This is a genomic window from Pantoea sp. MT58 (assembly GCF_014495885.1).
Lineage (GTDB): Bacteria > Pseudomonadota > Gammaproteobacteria > Enterobacterales > Enterobacteriaceae > Pantoea > Pantoea eucalypti.
On sequence record NZ_CP061083.1, the window covers coordinates 677,179 to 696,055 of the forward strand.

Here is an 18,877-nt window from a genome sequence, read left to right on the forward strand (position 1 = left end):
AGCGCTTATTTCTGGGCAGCGCTGCGCCACGGGCTCTTGTTGACCTCTGCAGTGAGTTCGCCGCTGACCGGCGTGGTGAGTGGCCAGCGATATGTGCTGTCCGCGAGCACATAGCCATATAAACCGTCGCCCAGTTTGCGACCGCCGATAGTCACATTGCTCAGTCGGGCATGGCCATTGCCGCTGTTGGTCAGCTGCAGCCAGCGCTTGCCTCCCTCGCTAATCTGTTGCCAGCGCAGAGCCGGACGGGCACTGTCGGTGGAGAGCCCGGTGCCATACACGAACAACGGCACTGAGTAGCGCATCTGAAAGGTCAGTCCGGCCTGATTCTCGCCAGGATTGCGCGGCGTGGGAATCTCATCCAGCACCACCCGATAAGCCTGCTCTTTACCGGCCGCAGGCGGCGTCTGTTTAATCAGTCTGACCAGCTGTTTTTGTCCTGGCTCCATTCGCACCATTGGCGGGCTGGCGACCACCCGCTGCTGGGTCTGGTACTGTTCCTGTCCATTGATTTGCTGCCAGCTGAAAACACGGATCTGCATCATCGTGGTCGTGTTACCGCGATTCTCCAGCCAGAGTTCGCTGGCTTTCTCTTCAGGATTAATGGCGGGATCGATAGGCCATATCATCACAGAGTTAGCAGCAAAGGCTGCATGGAATAGGGGAGAACTTAACAGCAACAGCAGGGCGCGCAGTGGCTTCATGATCGTATCCTTGTTTTCTATCACCTCACCAGCTCAGGGTGACGGTCAGCGTATCGGTATAAACGCCGGCGCGCGCAGTGCCGGGCAGTTGCAGCTGGCCATAGATCGGCAGCGTAATGTTATTGGCATTGCTATAGCTCAGCGGCACCGCCTGATTGACCGGGATCACCGTGGTGCGGCTGGCATTACTAAAGAGCGTATAGGGAACGGTATTGCTGAAGTTGGGCAGTTTCAGGTTGCGGGTGGTCGTGAAATTGGCGCCCTGATTAATGCTCATGCTCAGCGTGGTGCCCGGCGTGCAGGCAAGATTTATCGAGGTACTCTGCACAAAGCTGGCGCTGGCGGGAGTGGCCGCCACGCCAGACTGTGTGCCAAAGTTAAGTGTGCCGAAAACACCGGTATTGGTTCCGGATATTACGCAGCCTGCCACGACAGAAGCCGTGACCTGAAAGGTGCTGGTGGGCAGACCCCAGGCGCTGAAACACCTTATCAGCAGAGGCAGACCGCATGCGATCATCAGGCTGGATCGCCAGAGAACCACCCTTATCTACCTGCGACAGTCGTTAATAGTTCACGGCAACGTTAATCGTATCGGTATAAGTTCCGGCAGGAATCAGGGGATTAAAACCGCCGCCAACAACCCGGCCATAAATGGCGTAGTTGGTGCCCAGTGTTGGGTCCGTGGTTCCACTGGCGGCGATTGGCGTATTGTTGGCGATAGCCGTGGTAAAAGAGGCGTCACTGTAGAGGGTATAGGCGATGCCCTGTGCATTATCCGATCCCAGAACCAGATAACGTGGTGATGCAGAGGCGGTGCCATAAATGGTCGCTGGCGCAGTATTGCTGCTGGTCACCACCACGTTATAGTCCTGACCCGTGGTACAGCGGACAAAAATACCGTTACCCGCCGCACCGACCAGCGTGGCGTTCAGGGTGTCGAAGGTCGCTGCACTGCTACCAAAATTCAGGGTACCGAAGTTAACGCCCGCCGTAGCTGACTGACCGTTTACCAGGCAACCCGTGGTCAGCGTTAACGTGGCATTGATGGTTCCGGAGGTCGTTGCCGCCTGGGTTAAGGGTGTCATTGCGACAGTTAATCCTGCAGCGGCACACAGAAAAAGCTTGAGTTTCATAATATTTCCTTACGGATTATCGAGAGTCAGTGCTTTTTCACCCGGTGTTTATTAACGATTCAACTCAAAATGATGAAATAAAAATTACAAGGCGGTTAGTGCCACTGTCCTGAGGGAAATCTTAGACTTAAGAATGATGATTTATATTAGTTTTACTTACTATAGATCAGTTAAAGCGTTACGCGAAGCCCTGCCAGTTATTTTTCATTAATCAAATGGCCTAAGTGGCCGATAACCCAGTAACAGCAAGGCATAAAAGCAAGAAAGAAAAAGAAAACTCTTTGTTTTTTCGGTCTCTGGCATGCTTTCCGCTTCGGTGATATGTTCCTTTACCAATCAGACATAATAACGATTTACCGGCTGTCTCAGCAGGCGGGAAATAAGATGCAGGTTTAAAATGCCCTGCGTCTGGGGGCGCGCTTTACCGGGCCTCCGGGATAACAAAAAACCGAAATTTAATGACTTTCACCCAACGGGTGTTTTTTGAATTACTTTCTGACTTTACACAGCACCCGTTTCTCAGCGGGTGGTGAGGAGCTGCACATGTTGCTTGTCACCTGGGATAGCGTTTTGATCTGCGTTTCGCTGATCGTCGCGTTTATTGCCTCATTTACAGCGCTGGATACTGCCGGAAGGGTGGCGGTATCCCGTGGCTGGAGCGCCCGATTCTGGTTGCTGGCAGGCGGAACTGCGATGGGGATTGGCGTCTGGGCAATGCATTTCATTGGTATGCTGGCGATGATGATGCCGATGACGATGCGCTATGACACGCGGCTGACGATACTCTCGCTGCTGGTGGCGATCATGCCGTCAATGTTTGCTTTTGGCCAGACAGTAGGCGGCCTGCATCTCACCCGTTATCGGTTACTGCGCGGCACACTGATCCTGAGTTCAGGGATTGTCGTGATGCACTACCTCGGCATGTATGCGCTGCTGATTGAGCCGCGACCTGAGTGGAATGTGCTGCGGGTGGCGCTCTCCGTGATCATTGCGTTTGTTGCTTCGGGCGTGGCGCTGTGGCTGGCGTTTCATCTGCGCCAGGGCGACCATCATCTGCTGCTGATGCGGGGACTGGCCTCACTGGTGATGGGGATGGCCATTGCTGGTATGCATTATGTCGGCATGTCGGCAGCCCGATTCAGCGAGAGCAGTATGATGCAGTCGGGTGGTGTGAGCAATTCAGGACTGGCGGTTTGGGTAACGCTCATTACGCTGATTATTCTGGGCATTACGCTGCTGAGTTCCATGCTGGATGCCCAACTGCGTGCCGCGCGACTGGCGACCCGACTCAGACACGCTAACCAGGAACTGCGTCAGCTGGCGATGCATGACAATCTGACCGCGCTACCCAATCGGGCCATGCTGGAGCAGCAGCTCGATCTGGCGATTAAACAGGCTATGCTCAACGAAAATCGCTTTGCCGTGATCTACATGGATCTTGATGGGTTCAAAGCGGTCAATGACACCTGGGGACACCACGTCGGTGATCGGTTGCTTGTGGCTGTGTCGGAACGGCTGCGTAGCCAGCTCAGCAACACGATGCTGCTGGTGCGTCTGGGAGGCGATGAATTTGTACTGATGGCGGAGGCATGCGATGTCACTCCAGCCCGTCAGCTGGCGCAAAAACTGGTCAAAGTGATCAGTACGCCGTTTGAACTGGATCGCTATGTGTTACACGTTTCCCTCAGTGCGGGCATTGCGATATTCCCGCTGCACGGTCGTAACCGGCAGGAGCTGTTATTCAATGCCGACTCGGCGATGTACCACACTAAACACAGCGGACGTAACGGCTGGTGCCTGTTTGAGCCGGCGATGAGTGATGCAACGCAGCATCAGCTGGCGCTGGCAAACGATCTGTGGGAGGCGATCGATCGGCAACAGATGCGACTCTTTTATCAGCCCAAATTCCGTTCCGGCGGCACACGGCTAATGGGATTTGAAGCACTGCTGCGCTGGCAGCATCCGCAACGCGGGTTGCTGACGCCTGAGCTGTTTCTGCCGCGCGCCGAAAAAACCGGCCAGATCGTTGCACTGGGCAACTGGGTGATTGATGAGGCCTGCCGTCAGCTGAAAATCTGGCATAACCAGGGCAACAGCGACTGGACGGTCTCGGTCAATCTCTCCGCGTTGCAGTTTCACCAGCGTGATTTACTCCACACGCTGATGCAGACGCTGGCGCGTTACCAGTTGTCAGGCAGCGCACTGATGCTGGAAATCACGGAAGCGATTGCCATGCGTGATCCCCTCTTCAGCCAGCAACGTATTCGTGAACTGCAGCAGGCGGGCGTCAGTGTGGCCATTGATAATTTTGGCATCGGCTATGCCAACCTGCTGCATCTGAAAGATCTGGATGCCAGCGAACTCAAAATCGATCGCAGCTTTATTAACTGCCTGCGACCCGGCAGTGAAGATGCGACCGTGGTCAGCGCCATGCTGACCCTGGCGCAGAGTCTTAACCTGCGCATGGTGGCGGAAGGGGTTGAGACAGAAGAGCAGCAGCACCTGCTCACCAGCCTGGGCTTTGATGCGCTGCAGGGATATCTGCTGGGCAAGCCGACGCCAGCGGATCGCATAGAGGCGTTTCGTTTTCCCGGACTGCGACCGCCTCTGGCATCAGCATCCGTCTGACGCTGACGCTGACACTGACGATAGATTTCAGCACTCAGAGTGAGTGGAAAGATGCAGGGTTCGCGGCTCATTAACCGCCGGGCAGTGCCGATAATTAAGAAAAGAAGTTTTAAAAATCCCTTACCTAAACACAAGCACGGCTTTCCGCGGGAACGCACTATGTTAGCAACCTCATACGACTCTTTTATCGTCATCGTCTCCGTTCTTGTCGCGATGCTGGCTTCGTTTACCGCCTTAGATATGGCGGGACGGGTGGTGCACTCCACGGGCAAAGTCGCGCTGGTCTGGCTGTTTGGCGGCGGTTTCTCCATGGGCATCGGCATCTGGGCGATGCACTTTATTGGCATGTTGTCGATGAACATGGAGATGGTGATGAGCTACAACGCCGGGCTGACCGCCTTCTCCGCTGCCATCGCGGTCTGCGCATCGATATTTGCCCTGTGGCTGGTCTGCAGTGGCGATTTGCCCCTGCCGCGCCTGGCGGGCGGCGCACTGATTCTCGGCAGCGGCGTCGTGGCGATGCACTATACCGGGATGGCAGCCCTGATGTTCTCGCCGGGTATTGTCTGGCGGTGGGGCTGGATAGGCCTTTCGGTGGTGATCGCGCTGGCCGCTTCTGGCGCAGCGCTGTGGCTGGCATTTAACCTGCGTGAAGGTCAGACTGGCCGGGTGACCCTGCTGCGTATTGGCGCATCCGTAGTGATGGGCTGTGCGATTGCGGGCATGCACTACACCGGCATGATGGCGGCAGAGTTTCCCGCTCACAGCCATTCGATGGGGCAGGGCGTTAACAGTAACTGGCTGGCGATTCTGGTCACGGTAGTCACTATCTCAATCCTGGGGATTACTCTGCTGGTCTCGATGCTGGATGCGCGGATGCAGGCGCGCACCTCCATTCTCGCCAGCTCACTGGCTGAAGCGAACCGCGAGCTGGCACAGCTGGCGCTGCACGACAATCTGACTCGCCTGCCAAACCGCATTCTGCTGGAAGATCGACTGGAACAGGCGATCAACAAAGCCAATCGTGAGCAGACGCTGTTTGCCCTGATGTTTATGGATCTGGACGGATTTAAGGCGGTTAACGACGCGTTCGGGCATCACATTGGCGACAGTCTGCTGGTGGGTGTGACCGAGCGGATGAGCCAGCAGATGGCTGGCTATTACACGCTGGCGCGACTCGGCGGTGATGAGTTTGTACTGCTGGTGGAGATCGACGATCCCAACGATGCGGCGGCCATTGCCGATAAACTGGTGAAAGCGGTGGACCGTCCGTTTGATATCTCACGCTATGAGCTGGTGGTCTCGCTGAGCCTCGGCATCGCTGTCTATCCTGGCGATGGCGAGGATGAGCGTGAACTGATGTTCAACGCCGATGCGGCGATGTATCACACCAAAAATAATGGCCGCAATGGTTACACCTTTTTTCAGCCCTCAATGAACATTCAGGCGCAGAGCCAGCTTCAGCTGAACAATGATCTCTGGCAGGCGCTGGATAACAATGAGCTGCGCCTGTTCTATCAGCCAAAATATTGCGCGCCACGCGGCCCGCTTCTTGGTTTCGAAGCGCTGCTGCGCTGGGAACATCCAAAGCGGGGTCTGTTATCGCCTGACAAATTTCTGCCAATGGCGGAAAAAACCGGGATGATTGTCAACATCGGCAATTGGGTGATTAATGAAGCGTGTCGCCAGTTGCGCCAGTGGCATTTGCAGGGCCATACGGACTGGTCAGTGGCGGTGAACCTGTCGGCGCTGCAGTTTGAGCAATCGAATCTGGTAGAGACAGTGGTAGATGCGCTGGCAAAACATCAGATTCCGGCCGAACTGTTGACGCTGGAGGTGACGGAAACCACTGCGATGCGCGATCCCGATGAGAGTGTGCGTATTCTCACCCAGCTGACTCAGCTTGGGGTGAAAGCCTCGATTGATGACTTTGGCACCGGCTACTCCAGCCTGCTCTACCTGAAAAGGCTACCGGCCAGCGAACTTAAGATCGATCGGGCCTTTGTGAATGAACTCCAGCATCAGCCGGAAGATGCCACCATCGTGTCGGCGATTGTGGCACTGGCGCAGTCACTGCAACTGAAAGTGGTGGCCGAGGGCGTTGAAACCGCTGAACAGCAGGCCTTTCTGACCGGCCTGGGTTGCAATACGCTGCAGGGCTTCCTGCTGGGCAGGCCGGTTCCCGCGGAACAGGTGCCGGAGCTGGCTAACTTTGTGGTAGCAGAAGACGAAGAGGTCGTTACGGATATCCGCCAGATGAGTGAAGCTGAACCGCTGCTGACACCGCAGGTTGCTGCGATCTGACACACCTGACACAGCGTAGCATCTGCGTGAATTGAGACGATAAGCGATTCGCACCGCCTGTCATTGATCGCCTGCCGTGGTAAAGTCTCGCGGCCAGATTATTCACGGTAAAACAGGGAGAGGCGACCCGTGGCGAAATACCAGCGATTGATGGATGAGATTCAGCAGCAAATAGAGGCCGGCATCTGGCTGCCAGGCACCCGTTTACCTTCGTTGCGTCAGCAGGTTGCGCAGCAGGGTGTCAGCCTGATGACTGTGTTGCATGCCTATGAGTTGCTGGAAAGCCAGGGCTGGATCGTTTCTCGTCCTCAGTCTGGTTACTACGTGGCACCGCGTGCCCTGGCGCCCGCACCGCTGAGCGTGGCGATCAGCGAACAGGTTGATATCAACGACTTTGTGTTTGATGTATTGCAGGCCACGCGCGATCCCGCCATCGTGCCGTTTGGTTCTGCTTTCCCTGATCCCGCTCTGTTTCCGCAGCGCCAGCTCATGCGCTCGCTGGCAAACGTCTCTCATCATCTCACCCCAACGGATGCGCTGCACAATCTGCCGCCTGGCAACGCCACGCTGCGACAGCTGCTGGCCCAGCGCTATGCGCGCCAGGGCATTACGCTGTCGCCGGATGAAATTGTCATCACCAGCGGGGCACTGGAGGCACTCAATCTCAGCCTGCAGTCCCTGACCGAGCCGGGCGATTACGTGATAATTGAGCATCCGGGTTTTTATGGTGCGCTGCAGGCGATTGAACGGCTCAAACTCAAGGCGCTGGCAATTCCGGTCGATGCAAAGCAGGGCATCGACCTTGCCCAGCTGGAGGAGGCCCTGCAGCGCTGGCCGGTGAAAGCCTGCTGGCTGATGACGACGCTACAAAATCCGCTGAGCGTGACCTTAACCCCGGAGCGTAAACAAGAGCTGATCGAACTACTGGCGCGTTATCAGGTGCCGATGATTGAAGATGATGTCTATGCCGAACTCTGGGCGGGTGATGTTGCGCCGCTGCCGGCTAAAGCCTGGGATCGTCAGGGGAACGTGCTGCATTGCGGCTCGTTTTCAAAGTCGCTGGTGGCAGGATTTCGCGTTGGCTGGGTTGCGGCAGGGCAACATGCGCAGCGCATTCAGCGGCTTCAGCTGATGAGCACGCTTTCTACCAGCGCGCCAATGCAGCTGGCGCTGGCCGATTTCCTCGCTACGCGGCGTTACGACACCCATCTTAAGCGGCTGCGACAGATTCTGGCGAAACGACAGCAAATGGTGCGCCAGGCATTACTGAAAGTACTGCCACCGCAGTCAACGGTCAGTGAAGGGCGCGGGGGCTATTTTCTTTGGGTGACACTGCCGGACCATATTAATACGACCCGGCTCTATCAGCAGGCGCTGGCGAAGGGGATCAGCATTGCACCGGGGCAGTTATTTTCGGCAGGAGAGCAGTTCAGCCACTGTTTTCGGCTGAATACCGCCTGGCCGTGGGATAGCCGGGCCGAGGCGGCAATAGAAACGCTGGGTCAGTTGATGGCGAAGCCGCTGGCAGATTAAACCTGCGCCGCTTCCTGGTGACCCCAGGTCAGGTAGTAGACATCATAGAAGTCCACTTCCCCTTTTTGCGTCAGCAGACGCTGGATGCCTGTCTTCACCCGTTCCGGTGCTTCAGGCAGCGACAGAATGCGAGAGATAGCCTGCTCGCGCACGGGCTGAATGTAATACCACTCGCCGTTGTAGCAGACGCGCAGATCGAGTGCATCAATATCTTCAAAGCGATATTTCGGATTGATATCCAGCAGCATCAGAACACTCATGACCAGCACAAATGCGGTGGCAAACCAGAAGGCGGGCCAGCCGAGCATCTCGGTAGAGAAAATCAGCGCCACGCACAGGCCGTAGCAGAGATACATGACTGCCCAGAGGCCGGGGTGTTTTTTCAGAAACGAGAGGCTAAAGCGCGGCAAATTGTCGCGACGTTCTTCGCGATTAAGCGTAGCGATCTCGTCAATCAGGATTTGTTTAATAGCGTCCATTTGTTACCTCACTGTCATCTGTTAGCTATTACAACAGATAACAGTCAAGCATATCAGAAACAGATTCGTGCATTTTTTATATAACAGTTGATAAAACAGTTGTTGGCCATCCTCCCACCTGACATTTTGCAACACTTTGCCGCAGTAAAAACCGCTACCCTCTGCCACCCATGCACACTCTTGCCCTATTGTTAACGACACATTTGGCTTTAGGCAGCAATATCAGTCAATTATCCAAAATGTGTTGTCTGGCGCACATTGCATTGTGCCGCGGGTTTGCCACACTTAATAAAAAACCGGAGAACCTGTATGTGTGCCTCATCCTCCAGCCTGATGTTAATGATGTCCTTTGCCGCAGGCACTTTCTCGGCAGGGGCTTCTGATAATCCTCAGCATCTTATGCTTGGCATCCCGTCGGGTGGCGTCCCGAATAACCCGTTACCTCTGATTATCTGGCCGCGCGTGGTGCCGGAAGATGAGGAAATCGCGACGTGGTTTGAGAAAACGTTTGAAGAGAACGGCTGGCCACCCGCCTGGCGCTATCCGATTTTTCCCTACACCCACTTTCATCCCAACACCCATGAATTGCTGGGCGTGGCGGAGGGCTGGGCAGAAGTACTATTTGGCGGCGACAGTGGCCGGATGGTGACGCTGCGCGCCGGTGATGCGGTGCTGATTCCGGCAGGCGTCGGCCATCGTCAGGTCAGCGCCAGCGACGACTTCATGGTGATTGGTGCCTATCCGCACGGCATGTCGCCGGAGACGCTGCGTGATGAACCGGCTAAGCTGAAAATGGCCCAGGAACAGGTAAAAAAAGTGCCACTGCCGACGCAGGACCCTTTCACCGGTAAAGAGGGCGCATTGACGGAGATCTGGCAGCCGATTGCCGCCATGCATTTACAGCAACAGATGGACCTGTAGAGACCTGCGTCCGTCGTGAAATGGTTAAGCGCGAGCACGGCTCGCGCTTTGCTTTTCTGGCCTGAAATCTCTTTTAAACGTTAATGCCATGGGCCTAATTCTGTTGTCATTCCATTGAATATTTGTCCGCCGCTGCCGATATATCACCTGCTAATATTAGTTATTCTTCTTAATGCGCTTGTGTTTGCAGACCTTTTCCGCTTTAGTCTCGGCCAGTTTATTAAGAACATTCCTAAGCCACTACCCGGCTATCGAGCAGCAGGCAAATAACAATGGATAATAACTCTGATGTCATCTATCGCATGCTGGTACAAAGCGTGATCGATTATGCGATCACCATGCTTAAACCGGACGGAACCGTCGCCAGCTGGAACGGCGGAGGCCTGCACGTCCTGGGTTACAGGCCAGACGAAATTATTGGTCAGCACGCCACCCTGTTTTACAACGAAGAGGATCGTCGTCGCGGTCAGCTGCAGCGTGAACTCGATATTGCGGCGAACGCCGGACGGTTTGAAACCGAAGGCTGGCGCTGTCGTAAAGATGGCAGCACCTTCTGGGCGCATGTGGTGATCTATCCGATCCGCAATGAAGTGGCCCGGCTGGTCGGATTCGCCGCTATCTGCCGTGATTGTACCCGGCAGCAGGAGCAGCAACACAAAGAGCGGGAGCAGGAGTCGCGCTTCCGTCTGCTGGTGGAGGGCGTCACCGATTACGCCATCTACATGCTCGATCATGACGGCAACGTGGTGAACTGGAACGCGGGTGCACAGCGGGCCAAAGGCTATGTGGCGGAAGAGATCGTTGGTCAGCATTTCTCCCGCTTTTACAGCGCGCAGGATCGGCTGAACCATGTCCCGGAGCAGAACCTGCAAACCGCGTATCGCACCGGCCGTTTTGAGGATGAGGGCTGGCGCTATCGCAAAGATGGCAGCGCCTTCTGGGCGCATGTCGTGATCGACACGATCCGCGACGATCAGGGCCAATTGTTGGGCTACGCCAAAATCACCCGCGACTGCACCGAACAGCAGCGCATTCGCAGTGAGCAGCGGGAGCAGGAGCAGCGTTTCCGTCTGCTGGTAGAGGGCGTCACTGATTACGCCATCTATATGCTCGACGTCGACGGCGTGGTGGTGAACTGGAATGCCGGTGCCGAGCGCGCCAAAGGATATAAGGCAGAAGAAGTGGTCGGTCAGCACTTCTCACTGTTCTACAGTTCCCATGAGCGGCTGAACCGGACGCCGGAAGCTAACCTCGGTATCGCGCTCAAAACTGGCCGCTTTGAAGATGAGGGCTGGCGTTACCGCAAAGATGGCAGCGCTTTCTGGGCGCATGTGGTGATCGACGCCATCCACGATGATGACGGTAAGCTGGTCGGTTTCGCCAAAATCACGCGTGATCGCACCGAACGCCGTGAGCAGGAGCAACAGATTCTGCGCGCCCGCGATCTGGCTGAAGCTCAGAGCACTCAGAAAACCGCGCTGTCCAAATTTCTCGATAACATCATTGCCAACATCCCCTCCTGCGTGATTGTGGAAGATGCGATCACACGTGAAATTCTGCTGGTTAACGACCGCACTCAGCAGCTGTTCGGCCTGTCGAAATCACTGATCGTCAACAAGCGCCCGCACGAATGCATGTCCCCTGAACTCAGTGACTACTTCAATAATCTGGCCGATGTTGCGCTGCGCAGTGAGGGCATGCATGAGCGTGAGCAACTGCTGATGACCGCCAGCGGCGAGCGTATCCTGCATACCCGCGCGACCGCGATTAATGGTCAGGATGCACGGCGTAACTACTTAATGCTGCTAGTGGAAGATGTCACCGACCAGCGCGCAGCCGATGCCCGAATTCACCATATGGCGCATCATGACAATCTGACCAGCCTGCCTAACCGCATTTTGTTCCGCCAGCGTCTGAGCGAAGCCTTACGCACCGCTGGACAGATGCAACGCCAGACTGCTGCGCTATGCCTTGACCTTGATAACTTTAAAAATGTGAACGATGCGCTGGGTCACCAGATTGGCGATGAGCTGTTGCGCAGCGTGGCTAAGCGTCTGCGCAACGCGCTGCGTGATCAGGATACGCTGGCGCGTATTGGTGGCGATGAGTTCGCCATCGTGCTGCCTCACGTCGCCGGTAATGATGAGGCGAGCGCAGTAGCTCAGCGCCTGATCGAGGCGATTCGTCCACCGGTTAACATTGAAGGCCATAATCTGTCGGTGGGGCTGAGCGTGGGCATTGCGCTTAGCACCACCATCACTAACACGCCGGAGCAGCTGCTGCGCTGTGCTGACATGGCGCTGTATGAAGCCAAGCGCAATGGCCGCAACCGCTATGAGCACTTCACGCTGGAGATGGACGATGTGGCGCGCAGTCGGCGCCTGATTGAAAACGATCTGCGTGATGCGATCAGTGGCGGACACCTTCGACTCTACTATCAGCCCATCACCAACGGCGATCATCACACCATTATTGGCTACGAGGCGCTGATGCGCTGGCATCATCCGATTCGTGGCTTGATCATGCCTAATGACTTCATCCCGATTGCAGAAGAGACCGGCCTGATTCATATGCTGGGGGCGTTTGCACTCTATGAAGCCTGTCGTGAAGCGGCGAGCTGGGAAGGGGAGCAGTCGGTTTCGGTCAACCTCTCTCCGCTGCAGTTTAAAAACAGCTCACTGGTGCCGGTGGTGGAAGGCGCGCTGAAGGAGTCGGGTCTTGATCCGGCGCGGCTGGAAGTCGAGATTACCGAATCGGTGCTGCTGGATGACTCACTGGGAAACATCCGGACGCTGCAAAATCTCAAGGCGCTGGGCGTACAGATTGCGCTGGATGATTTCGGCACCGGCTATTCGTCGCTGAGCTATCTGCGCTCTTTCCCGTTCGACAAAATTAAAATCGACAAATCGTTTATCAACGATATGGGCGACAGTCGCGAGGCGCTGGCGATTATCCGCGCCATCACCGGCATGAGCCGCAGTCTGGATATCCAGATCACCGCTGAAGGGGTAGAGAGCGATGAGCAGTTTGCTAAGCTGCGCGACGAAGGCTGTACGCTGTTCCAGGGCTTCCTGTTTGGACGGCCTCAGCCATCGGAACTGCGGCTGAAAACGCTGGGTTAACCCGCGCGGAATGAGTCGACGCTGGGATAATCAATGCTGGATCAATCATAAAGGCCATGCTGCTGGACCGGCGCATGGCTGAGATTATCGCGGATGCGCCGCACCGACTCACGCACCACCAGCCTGCCATTCAGTAGCAGACTGCCGGTCGGCGTACCGGGATTCAGCCGCATCTCCTGCAGCATTCTCACTGCCGCCGCACCCAGCTCATCACGCGGCACCTGCACCGAGGTCAGCGGAATATCGTGGATAGCGGCCAGGTTAAACCCATCCATGCTCATCACCGAAATATCCTGCGGTACCCGTAAACCAGCCTGCTCCAGGGCCGTGACGGCACCTGCTGCAATGTAATCGCCGCTGGCGAGAATCGCCGTAGGGCGCAGCGCATCAGGGCAATGGCGCAGATATTCACCCAGTCGTTCCGCTGCCTCATTGCTGCTGAAACTGTTGAGGGTCAGCAGATGCTGACGACTGTCAAAGCGCAGGTTCATGGCGTGCCAGGCGTCTCGGACGCCCTGAAGTCGCTGCTCCATGGTGTAGCGGCGCAGGCAGTGCAGCGAGAGAATTTGCCGGTGTCCCTGCTCAAACAGATAACGCGCTGAAAACTCTCCGATCAGCTGATGATGCGGCGAGACCGAGGGCAGGCGCATACGACGATCTCGGGCGTTAATCAGCACGCAGGGTTTGTTCATCTCTGCCGCCAGCTGATGAATATGCTCATCATCAATGCCAATCAGCAGCGCCGCTTCGGTCTGCTGCATCTTATCGATAAACAATGCCGCATCACTTTCCACCTCTTCCAGGGGGCAGTAGCGCAGCCGCACTTCATGCGGCTCCACCGCCTGACTGATCCCCTGAATGACCTTGTAATAAAAAATATCACTGCGTACATCGAAGGCGCGGGGCGGGGCAAAGACCATCAGGTTATTCAACAGCAGGCGACCGCTATGCAGATTGGTCAGCACGCCCTGCTGCTGCGCCACGGCCAGCACTTTATCGCGGGTGGCGGGCCGGGTATTGGCTTTACCCGCCAGTACGCGCGACACCGTGCTGATCGAGACGCCGCTCAGTGCCGCAATTTCACCCACTTTCAGCCTTTGTTTCATTCTGTGATCGCCTTCAAATCTGCTAATGAAAAATTTTTCATAGTCTGCTGAATCGCGTCAGATAAGCGTTTCAGTGCCCATTTCTGTCGGGTTAAAGCCTGCCATGAAAATCGTTGCAAAAAAGTGGCTGTACCCACGTTTCGCACTTTTCTAAGTTCGTGAAAAGGACACGCGGTACGCCAGCTGGCGGTGTGCGTCATCAATGGTAATCAGGAGTGGCACAATGAGCCTCGAATCAACAACGAAACCCATCAGTGCGTCACGCACGGTGCGCGTGATTAAAAATTTACGCTGGTGGATGCTGGGAATGTTCCTGCTGGGTGTGACCGTCAACTACATCACCCGCAACTCGCTCGGCATTCTGGCACCGGAACTGAAAAACAGTCTGCATATGAGTACCGAGCAGTACTCCTGGGTGGTCGCTGCGTTTCAGCTGGCTTACACCCTGTTTCAGCCTGTTTGCGGCTGGCTGATCGATGTGATCGGACTGAAGATGGGGTTCCTGATTTGCGCGCTTATCTGGTCGGTGACCTGTCTGCTGCACGCCGGTGCGGGAAGCTGGCTGCATCTGGCGCTGCTGCGTTTCGTCATGGGTGCGTCGGAAGCGGCGGCCACACCGGCTAACGCCAAAGCGATTGGTGACTGGTTTCCCAAAAAGGAGCGCCCGGTTGCGGCGGGCTGGGCAGGTGTCGGCTTTTCGATTGGTGCCATGCTGGCTCCCCCGATTATCTATGTCGCGCATATTACTTTTGGCTGGCAGGGCGCATTTCTGCTGACCGGCGGCCTGGGCCTGCTGTGGGTGGGACTCTGGTGGTGGGGCTATCACTCGCCGGAGAGCCATCCTCGTCTCTCTGATGAAGAGCGTGCCTTTATTAATCAGGATAATGAAGCCATCGGTGAAAAACTGCCGTTCTTCACCGCGCTGAAAGTGATTGGTAAAGAGAAGAAATTCTACGGCATTGCGATTCCTGCGTTTCTGGCCGAACCGGCCTGGGCGGTGCTGAGCTTCTGGGTGCCACTCTATCTGGCCAATGAGCGCGGCATGGATCTCAAGCAGATCGTGATGTTCGCCTGGCTGCCATTCCTGGCTGCCGACCTCGGCAGCGTCGCCAGCGGTTATCTGACCAAAATCTATGTGCGCTGGTTTGGCATGACCCGCGTCAACTCGATCGTCGCCAGTTCGGTGACCGGCGCCCTGCTGATGGTCTCGCTGGCGCTGATGACGCTGGTGAAAGATCCCTGGCTGGCCATTGCCCTGATTTCCGTTGGTGGCTTTGGCCATCAGGTGATTTCCTGCATGCTGAGTGCGCTGGTGGTCGAGCGTTTCGATCGCCGCCAGATGGCCACTGTCAACGGCATGCGCGGCTCCTGCGCCTGGATCGCCAGCTTTATCTTCTCGCTGATTATCGGTGTCACCGCCGATACCATCGGCTTCAATCCGCTGTTTGTGGCGATGGGCTTTTTTGACCTGATCGGTGCCGTTTTCCTGGTGATGCTGATCGCCGAACGCCGCCAGCGCCCTGCTAACCCATAAGGATATCGCGATGAAAACCCTGAAGAACTGGACGCTGCATCAGCAGGCCGATCATTTTGTTGAGCTCAAGGTCGACGATCGTCATTTCCTGCGGCTTTATGTGCTGGAAGAGAAGCTGATGCGTGTGCTGCTGAAACGCGACGGTGAGCTGGCGCTGAACCGCACCTGGAGTATTGCGCCCGGTCAGGATGTGCCCTGGGAAGGACGTGACCGCGAGGCGCTGGATGGTTTTACATTACCGACGTTTCAGGTGGAGCACGATGCGCAGCAACTGCGTCTCAGCACGCAACAGTTGCGCGTCACCGTGCATCAGCCGCTCTGCCTGAGCTGGGAGCAGTTTGACGGCGAGAGCTGGCAGCCCCTGACAGCCGATCGGCACACCGGCGCTTATCTGCTGAATGCACACGGCGACGGGGTCGAGCACTATCAGCGTCGTCAGCCGCAGGATCGGGTCTATGGTCTGGGTGAGAAGAGTGGCGACCTGAACCGCGTTAACCGTCGCTTTGAGATGCGTAATCTCGACGCCATGGGCTACAACGCCGCCAGTACCGATCCGCTCTACAAACATATTCCGTTTACCCTGACGCAGCGCGATGGCGTCAGCTTCGGCCTGTTTTACGACAACCTCAGCAGCAGCTGGCTCGATCTGGGGAATGAGCTGGATAACTACCATCTGCCTTATCGCCGTTACCGCGCCGAGGCGGGCGATCTCGATTACTACATGATGCTCGGCCCGACGCTGCTCGACGTGACCAAAGCTTTTGTACGCCTGACCGGACGCACGCTGTTTCAGCCGAAGTGGAGCCTGGGTTACAGCGGTTCAACCATGCATTACACCGACGCGCCGGACGCACAGCAGCAGCTGCAATCCTTTATCCGTCTGTGTCGCGAGCATGAGATTCCCTGCGACTCGTTCCAGCTCTCATCCGGTTATACCTCGATTAATAACAAGCGCTACGTCTTCAACTGGAACTACGACAAAGTCCCGAATCCCAATGCGCTGAGCGACGCGTTTCATCGTGCCGGCATGAAGCTGGCGGCCAACATCAAGCCCTGTCTGCTGCAGGATCATCCTCGCTATCAGGAAGTCGCATCACAGGGGCTGTTTATTTGTGACTCTGAGCAGGATCGCCCGGAGCGATCGGTGTTCTGGGATGACGAGGGATCGCACCTTGATTTCACCCATCCGCAGGCGGTGCGCTGGTGGCAGGAGAATGTGACTCAACAGCTGCTGGAAAAGGGCATCGATTCCACCTGGAACGACAACAACGAATATGAGGTGTGGGATGGCGAAGCGCGTTGTCACGGTTTCGGTCAGCCGATTGCTATCAAGCATATCCGTCCGGTAATGCCGCTGCTGATGATGCGCGCCTCGATGGAAGCCCAGCAGCAGTTTGCGCCAGACAAACGCCCTTATCTGATCTCCCGTTCCGGCTGTGCCGGAATGCAACGCTATGTGCAGACCTGGAGCGGCGATAATCGCACCAGCTGGCAGACTTTGCGCTACAACATCCGCATGGGGCTGGGCATGAGCCTGTCCGGGCTGTTTAACGTCGGACACGATGTCGGCGGCTTCTCTGGCGATAAGCCTGATGCCGAGCTGTTTGTGCGCTGGGTTCAGAATGGCGTGATGCATCCGCGTTTTACCATCCATTCATGGAATGACGATCACACGGTGAACGAGCCGTGGATGTATCCGGAAGTGACACCGATGATCCGCGAGGCGATCCGCCTGCGCTATCGGCTGATGCCTTACCTTTACAATCTGGCGTGGCAGGCGAGCGAAGAAGATGAGCCAATGCTGCGTCCGACCTTCCTCGATCATGAACAGGACCCGCAGACTTATCAGGAGTGTGATGACTTTATGCTGGGTCGCGATCTGCTGGTTGCCAGCGTCGTAGAGCAGGGCGCGTGCAGCCGCGATGTCTATTTGCCGCGTAACCGTGGGGGCTGGTATGACTGGCACAGCGGTAAAGCGTTTGCGGGCGGCGAAACCATCACGCTGGATGCACCGCTGGATCGGCTGCCATTGCTGGTGCGGGCTGGTGCGATCATCCCACTGGGCGAATGTGAAACCACGACGGATGCCCGCCGCGACACGGTACGGCAGTGGCAACTGTGGCCAGCGCCAGAAGGCATAACGACTCAGGGCGAAATGTTTGATGACGATGGTGAGAGCCACGGCTGGCAGCAGGGCAATGCACTGTGGCTAAGCTGGACATTGTGCAGCAGCGCTAGCCGAATCGACCTGACGGTGGAAAAACGTGGCGATTACCAGCCCGCCTGGCGCGAGATCGCGCTGTTATTGCCTGAAGGCGAACATCGTGAGCTGTGGGTGAATGGCGATAAAGCGGCAAGTTACCGGCTGGAATAGCGGTGCAGTAGTGTCAGCAAGACGGAAATAAGATCGGCCCCGAAAAGGGGCCGATAAATATTATTCTGCGTGATTCTCGGTGCTCATGCGGCCCAGATCTTTATCGACCAGGAACAGACCGTTGCCGCTGTTGCTGACCAGCGCCAGTTTATCCAGCACAGTTTTGAACAGCTTCTCTTCTTCGTGCTGCTCAGCCACATACCACTGCAGGAAGTTGAAAGTAGAGTAGTCCTGTGAAGTCATAGCAGCGTGGGCCAGCTCATTGATTTTGCTGGTGATCAGCTGCTCATGCTCCAGCGCCTGCTGCAGAATTTCATTCAGCGAGGTAAAGGCGACGGGTGGTGCGGCAATGGTACCCAGCACCGGCATGCCGCCGGTATCGCTCAGGTAGTCAAACAGACGCTGCATGTGCTGCATCTCTTCGCGTGAATGCATCTTCAGGAAGGAAGCGGCACCCTCAAAGCCTTTGTCGCTGCACCAGGCGCTCATTTGCAGATAAAGATTGGCAGAGAAAAATTCCAGGTTCAGCTGGTCGTTTAAACGCCCAGTCATTTCAGCAGTCAGCATGGCCGAGTCCTTTTAAGAAGATGTTAAATACAGATGTAAAGTCGGTGAATTATGCATCAAACATGTGCGTAATGTGAAGCCTTTTCGGCAAAATAAGCTATTTTATCTGATTGATTTAAATAGAATTATTTCGGAAATTGAATGCGACCAATTCTCATCCTGCATCATACTTTGCCGGCCAATTAATTCAGGGTAATCAGCACCATGATAGTGCGACCGGGGGTGTTCATGCTGGTGCAGGCGCTGCAGCGACAGGTCAAATAACCGCATTCTGATGACGACCCGAAAATATAACGTTGCGGTATAACAACGTTATTCTGAATAAAAGTATATAGCCGGCATGAATAAAACGTCCCATTGCGACAGACGAGACAGTAATAATCATATTCACAACTGCTCTGGCATAAATCCTGCTTGAAACTCACTTCCCAACGTTGAAATTTGCAATGCCAGGGAATTTTCGGCAAGGCAG

Annotated in this window: 13 protein-coding genes; 7 read left to right on the top strand and 6 right to left on the bottom strand. The window is 55.9% G+C overall.

The features are described from left to right. Window positions 1–5: 5 nt before the first annotated feature. From IAI47_RS03260 to IAI47_RS03270, 3 genes are read right to left on the bottom strand one after another with little or no spacing between them, the layout of a single operon-like run. A complete protein-coding gene (locus IAI47_RS03260) occupies window positions 6–704 on the bottom strand; it encodes a molecular chaperone (RefSeq protein ID WP_008925724.1) in 699 nt (232 codons plus the stop codon). 25 nt (window positions 705–729) lie between these two features. Then, window positions 730–1,221, bottom strand: coding sequence for a spore coat U domain-containing protein (locus IAI47_RS03265; RefSeq protein ID WP_008925723.1), 492 nt, complete (start codon window positions 1,219–1,221; stop codon window positions 730–732). A gap of 46 nt (window positions 1,222–1,267) precedes the next feature. After that, window positions 1,268–1,837, bottom strand: coding sequence for a spore coat protein U domain-containing protein (locus IAI47_RS03270; protein WP_008925722.1), 570 nt, complete (start codon window positions 1,835–1,837; stop codon window positions 1,268–1,270). Window positions 1,838–2,380: 543 nt separating this feature from the next. Between IAI47_RS03270 and IAI47_RS03275 the strand changes: the two genes are divergently transcribed. The 3 genes from IAI47_RS03275 (at window position 2,381) to IAI47_RS03285 (ending at window position 8,302) form a co-directional block, all read left to right on the top strand. Then, complete coding sequence (locus tag IAI47_RS03275) at window positions 2,381–4,465, top strand: bifunctional diguanylate cyclase/phosphodiesterase (RefSeq protein ID WP_008925721.1); 2,085 nt, start codon at window positions 2,381–2,383, stop codon at window positions 4,463–4,465. Between the two features lie 159 nt (window positions 4,466–4,624). Then, complete coding sequence (locus IAI47_RS03280) at window positions 4,625–6,769, top strand: bifunctional diguanylate cyclase/phosphodiesterase (RefSeq protein WP_033743133.1); 2,145 nt, start codon at window positions 4,625–4,627, stop codon at window positions 6,767–6,769. Window positions 6,770–6,898: 129 nt separating this feature from the next. Next, window positions 6,899–8,302, top strand: a complete 1,404-nt coding sequence (locus tag IAI47_RS03285) for a PLP-dependent aminotransferase family protein (protein WP_008925719.1) — start codon at window positions 6,899–6,901, stop codon at window positions 8,300–8,302. Here IAI47_RS03285 and IAI47_RS03290 read toward each other — a convergent pair. Beyond that, the gene (locus IAI47_RS03290) at window positions 8,299–8,781 is read right to left on the bottom strand and encodes a YlaC family protein (RefSeq protein ID WP_003848494.1); all 483 of its coding nucleotides are present in this window, start codon (window positions 8,779–8,781) and stop codon (window positions 8,299–8,301) included. The genes IAI47_RS03285 and IAI47_RS03290 overlap by 4 nt on opposite strands. A gap of 309 nt (window positions 8,782–9,090) precedes the next feature. Between IAI47_RS03290 and IAI47_RS03295 the strand changes: the two genes are divergently transcribed. Continuing rightward, on the top strand, window positions 9,091–9,702 hold the full coding sequence (locus tag IAI47_RS03295; protein WP_003848496.1) for a cupin domain-containing protein: 612 nt from the start codon (window positions 9,091–9,093) through the stop codon (window positions 9,700–9,702). Window positions 9,703–9,974: 272 nt separating this feature from the next. Continuing rightward, window positions 9,975–12,824: a bifunctional diguanylate cyclase/phosphodiesterase gene (locus IAI47_RS03300; protein WP_008925718.1), complete on the top strand. Its 2,850-nt coding sequence runs from the start codon at window positions 9,975–9,977 to the stop codon at window positions 12,822–12,824. 41 nt (window positions 12,825–12,865) lie between these two features. Here the strand turns inward: IAI47_RS03300 and IAI47_RS03305 are convergent, their stop codons facing one another. Next, window positions 12,866–13,930 (bottom strand): LacI family DNA-binding transcriptional regulator, encoded by a 1,065-nt coding sequence (locus IAI47_RS03305; RefSeq protein ID WP_003848500.1) that lies wholly within the window; start codon window positions 13,928–13,930, stop codon window positions 12,866–12,868. Between the two features lie 223 nt (window positions 13,931–14,153). On the opposite strand from IAI47_RS03305, the gene IAI47_RS03310 reads away from it, so the two are divergent. Together IAI47_RS03310 and IAI47_RS03315 are read left to right on the top strand one after the other, a co-directional pair. Next, window positions 14,154–15,464 carry an MFS transporter gene (locus IAI47_RS03310; RefSeq protein WP_003848505.1) on the top strand — a complete coding sequence of 437 codons (1,311 nt, stop codon included), beginning with the start codon at window positions 14,154–14,156 and terminating at the stop codon, window positions 15,462–15,464. A gap of 10 nt (window positions 15,465–15,474) precedes the next feature. Beyond that, window positions 15,475–17,838, top strand: a complete 2,364-nt coding sequence (locus IAI47_RS03315; protein WP_008925717.1) for a TIM-barrel domain-containing protein — start codon at window positions 15,475–15,477, stop codon at window positions 17,836–17,838. Window positions 17,839–17,898: 60 nt separating this feature from the next. On the opposite strand, the gene ftnA is transcribed toward IAI47_RS03315, so the two are convergent. Next, the gene (gene ftnA, locus IAI47_RS03320) at window positions 17,899–18,405 is read right to left on the bottom strand and encodes a non-heme ferritin (RefSeq protein WP_003848509.1); all 507 of its coding nucleotides are present in this window, start codon (window positions 18,403–18,405) and stop codon (window positions 17,899–17,901) included. Window positions 18,406–18,877 lie beyond the last annotated feature (472 nt).